3 protein-coding genes are annotated in these 4,386 nt (G+C 59.1%); 1 reads left to right on the top strand and 2 read right to left on the bottom strand.

Annotated elements, in window-relative coordinates:
- Positions 1-277: 277 nt before the first annotated feature.
- Both B5F19_RS16495 and B5F19_RS16490 read right to left on the bottom strand, forming a co-directional pair.
- Positions 278-841 carry a prolyl-tRNA synthetase associated domain-containing protein gene (locus tag B5F19_RS16495; protein WP_087292791.1) on the bottom strand — a complete coding sequence of 188 codons (564 nt, stop codon included), beginning with the start codon at positions 839-841 and terminating at the stop codon, positions 278-280.
- A gap of 278 nt (positions 842-1,119) precedes the next feature.
- Positions 1,120-1,806: a TVP38/TMEM64 family protein gene (locus tag B5F19_RS16490; RefSeq protein WP_087292788.1), complete on the bottom strand. Its 687-nt coding sequence runs from the start codon at positions 1,804-1,806 to the stop codon at positions 1,120-1,122.
- 377 nt (positions 1,807-2,183) lie between these two features.
- Between B5F19_RS16490 and B5F19_RS16485 the strand changes: the two genes are divergently transcribed.
- On the top strand, positions 2,184-4,136 hold the full coding sequence (locus B5F19_RS16485) for an S-layer homology domain-containing protein (protein WP_087292785.1): 1,953 nt from the start codon (positions 2,184-2,186) through the stop codon (positions 4,134-4,136).
- Positions 4,137-4,386 lie beyond the last annotated feature (250 nt).

Below are 4,386 nucleotides of genomic sequence, written 5' to 3'. Positions count from 1 at the left end.
CCTGCGGCAAAAACCTTGGCGCAGGGCGAATTTACTTCGCCCGAGCATTTAAATCAGTCCGGGACCCCATCCGGCCCTGGCCGGATGGGCACAAGGCCCATATCGGCGAAGTGCAGGTGTCCCTGTGGGACGAGAGCACCATGGCGGCCTGTGACGCGTCGGGGATCATCCTGCTGTAAGTAAAACGAAAAAGAGACACGTCCCGGCGGGGCTTTTGCCCTGACCGGGACGTGTTTTTGTATTCCTTTGGGGCGGGCCCGCGTATTTGAGGGCGCGGTCACGCCTCCCCGGTCTCCCGGGGGTCGGGCAGGTCCACATAGATGGGGCTGTGGCCCACCGCCTCCACATAGTTCAGAAGGTCCTCCCGCCGCATGCGCAGGGTGGAGGTGGAGATGCCCGGGTGGCCGCTGATGGTGTCGCCGGCCAGCAGGGGCTGGTCGATGACCAGCTGTACCTTCCCCTGGACGTCAAAGAGCAGCTCCAGAGCGGAGACGGAGCCCGGGATGGTGTGCAGATACTCCTCCATGTGCCCGGCGGCGGCGAAGGACAGCCGGGAGCACCCCAGCTGGGCGGACAGGTACTTGGTCTTGAAGGGCTTGTCCCCCGGCATCATCAGCAGATAGAACTCCGTCTGCTGGCGGTTGCACAGAAACAGGTTTTTGCAGATTTTGCCCCCCAGGACGGACTCGATCCGGAGGCAGTCCTCCATGGTGTCCGCGTGGTCGTGGTCCACCCGGGTGAAGGGGATGGACAGCTCCTCCAGCTTGTCGTAGATGGCCTCCTCCTGGGGGATGCGCTGGTCGGAGGGGCGGCCGGTGTATACGGTGGGATCGATGTGCATGGGGGGTCCTTCTTTCTTCTTGTTTTTGGTTGTGCTGTGGGGATGTTTTGCAGTCCTCTCTGTAAAGCCTTCCCCTCGTGGCCGGCTCCCCTTATCAAGGGGAGATGTCGAGTGTAGCGAGACAGAGAGGATAGAGACAGGTGGCCCGAAGGGCCGGATGAGGGGGCGATGATAGAGCGGTTTCGTTCCTCGCAGGGGGAAAGGCTTTCGGGCGGCCCGGTGTGCCCCCCTGCGGTACCGGCTGACGGCTCTGGGCCTTAAAACAGGTCCGCCAAGCTTTATTTTTTCCTTCTCAGGCGGCGGAGCACCCGCTCCTCCACCTGGTCGCCGTACTTCATGCCCACCAGGAACAGCCCCAGGCCGCACAGGCCGATGAGGGCCATCCCCCACCAGGGCAGGGAAAAGGAGGCGCCCCCCAGGGCGCTGGCCACCAGCAGGCCCCAGGGCCGGGTGAGCAGCACAATGACCGCGAAGCGGCCCAGCGTGATGTTGGTGAGCCCCGCCAGGATGCACAGCACGTCGTCAGGGAAAAAGGGAAACAGGAAGGCCAGCACCAGAAACACGTCGGTCTTGGCCTGGATCACCTCCCGGTACTTCTCCGACACCTTGCGGCCCACCAGCCGGTTCACCGCCTCCCGGCCCAGCCCCCGGGCCAGGGTGAACACCAGCAGGGAACCCAGGGCCACGGCGGCAAAGGTCATCAAAAACGAGGGCCAGGTGCCGAAGAGCACCCCGCCGGCCAGGGCGGTGATGTTGCTGGGGATGGGGGCCAGCACCACCGAGAGCAGCTGCACCAGGAAAAAGCACAGATGGGAGTAGGGGGAGAACTGCTGGATATAGGCTCTCAGGCTCTCCTGAGATGCGGCGGCCTGAAAAAATCCGCTGCGCCACAGGAACCCTCCGCCCCCCGCGCACAGAAGGACGGCGGCCAGGAGAAACAGCCACCGGATCTTTTTTTGCTTCATACCATGCGACCTCATTTGTGTGATGTGATTACAGCATACCATACCACGGAGATTTTGAAAATTTTAGAATGTTTTCTTAAATTTATATGAAAATCCTCTGTTTCCCGGAAAACTGAAAAATTTCTTCCCCAATCGGGAACTTTTCCCCGGCTTCTTCGTCTAGAATAAAAAAGAGATGCGCAAATTGTCTAAATTTTGCCGCTCTTTTGGATTAAAACCTTGTGAATTTGTGCTCCCGTATTTTGACTTTTTCTGAAATAGAGAGTACAATAGGGAGCATCAGGGGACCGGGCGTTCTCGCGCCGCCCCAAACGGGAGACGCTATCTCTGAAAGCTGATTATCACATGTGTTACAGATTACGAGAAGGAGAATCGATATGAAAGCTGGATTCCGGCGAGCCATCGCCCTTTCCCTGGGCCTTTGCGCCATGACCATCCCGGCCTCTGCCGCCACGACCTTTACCGATGTGCCCTCCACCTACTGGGGGTACTCCTACATCAAGGAGGCCGCTTCCAACGGCCTGGTCTCCGGCATCGGAGACAATCAGTACGGACCGGAACAGACCCTGTCCAACGCTCAATTCGTCACCATGGTGTGCAATCTGTTTTACGCCGATCAGGTAAAATCCCAGGGGACTTCTTCCGACTGGTGGCGTCCCTATATGAATGTGGCCTATGCCAACGGCCTGCTCAGCGGCACCACCGTGGGCCAGCAGTATGCCTCCGGCGGCGCCTGGTCCGCATACAGCGTGAATGGGCAGATCAGCCGCTATGACATGGCCCAGGTGATGTACAACCTGTCCTCCGCGCAGAAGTGGGAGTCCCCCGACTCCACCAGTCTGGTGCTCGCCCAGCTGCTCATTCAGGATTTTGGTTCCATTCCCGCCAATTATCAGATGCCCGTGGCCTACTGCTATGCCAAGGGTCTGCTCTCCGGCGACGAGAACAGCAACTTCAACGGCAGCGCCAGCACCACCCGTGCTCAGGCCGCTGTGGTCCTGTGCGGTCTGAACGACGCCAAAAAAGAGATCAGCGCCCCCACCTATACCAACACCAGCCGCCTGACCAACGGCCTGGTGGCGAGCGAGACAAATGTGGCAAATCTGGTGGACGAGCTGTGGGCCAAGTACCCCAACCATGACCAGTGGAACGCGGACGCCTCCTACACCTCCCAGCGGCTGGGCTCCGGCACAGGGGACCGCGGCTTTGTCTACATGCTCAGCGACAAGATCTTTGGCGGCATGCCCGTCAACCGCATCAGCGATCCCGCCGATCTGCGCATCGGGGATGTGATCGCTCTGAACAACGGCCGCCAATACGGCCTGGTGTGCAAAACTAGCGACAGCACCTTCTCCTATGTGACCTGCGACTCCAACGGCTGGATCGACTGGAACAACGACATGCGCCGGGACGACCTGGACGACCGCTATGACACGGTCTATACCCGTTACCTGAGCATGCCTGAGCCTGACGACGTGCTCGCCAACGGCGAGGAACCCACCAGGGCCAATGTTGAGGAGCTGCTGGACGAGCTGAGGGACGACCGGGATTACGAGGAGGGAGAGACCTGGCGCGTGGACGACGACTATGAATCGGACGTGCTGGGGTACGGCGAGGGCTCCCAAGGCTTTGCCTATCTGATCAGCGACGAGATTTTCGGCGACCTGGACTACAACAAGGTCCGGGACTATGAGGATCTCCGCATCGGCGACGTAATCTATGACCGCCATCACAACGGGCTTTACGGCGTCGTCGTAGACATCAACTGGTCCAGAGATATCTGCGTGTATGTGTCCGCGGACGAGTATTACGAGGAGATCTCCTGGAAGTTCACCTGTGATCTGGACGACATCACCACCATTTACACCCGCTATCCCGAGGATGCCAAGTATGAAAACGACCGGGATGAGGATGACTGGGATGAGGATGACCGGCTGACAAACGGGGACCGCATCACAGAGAGCAATGTGTCGGCTCTGATGGATGAGATTCTGGAGGAATGCTCCGGCCGGTATTTTGAGGACGACGGGTATTGGGACATGGATCGCTCCTATGATTCCAATGTGTTCGACGTGGATGTGGATGGCAGCGAAGCGTTCGCTTATTATATGAGCGATGAAATTTTCGGCAACCGCGGCGCGGACGACCTGAGATATCCCGAAGATCTGCGCGCAGGCGATGTGATTCGGATGGGACGCCAATATGGCATCGTAGACACCGTGAAGGACGACCGTTGCACTTACTATACCGTGGACAAGGACGGATACATTTATCGGGACACCGTCTATTTCGAGGACGACGATATTGACGCTATGGGAACCCGCTACTGATTCCAGGTCCCAAAGAACGCCAGCCGCAGGATAACTTCTTGCGGCTGGCGTTCTTTACTTCTAACCGGCCTTGGCCGCGGAAATAAACTCCCGGAACAGAGGGTGGGCTTTGTTGGGCCGGGTGAAAGGCGGACCTGGTCCGCCTTTCAGCTTGTCGAAAAACCTCTGTTCAGACGAATCCGCCCGAGTGTTGGCGGGGGAGCTCGAGGGGGCGGCAGCCCGCCTCGAGTGGGATCGAATGCCCTGAATG

The sequence above is a fragment of the Pseudoflavonifractor sp. An184 genome (assembly GCF_002160305.1).
GTDB classification, from domain to species: Bacteria; Bacillota; Clostridia; order Oscillospirales; family Oscillospiraceae; genus Lawsonibacter; species Lawsonibacter pullicola.
This window is presented reverse-complemented; position numbering and strand designations above follow the sequence as displayed.

Bases quoted from the DNA above. Each gene is read 5' to 3' on its own strand.
- B5F19_RS16495 (WP_087292791.1), bottom strand. From the start codon at position 841: ATGCACATCGATCCCACCGTATACACCGGCCGCCCCTCCGACCAGCGC.
- B5F19_RS16490 (WP_087292788.1), bottom strand. From the start codon at position 1,806: ATGAAGCAAAAAAAGATCCGGTGGCTGTTTCTCCTGGCCGCCGTCCTT.
- B5F19_RS16485 (WP_087292785.1), top strand. From the start codon at position 2,184: ATGAAAGCTGGATTCCGGCGAGCCATCGCCCTTTCCCTGGGCCTTTGC.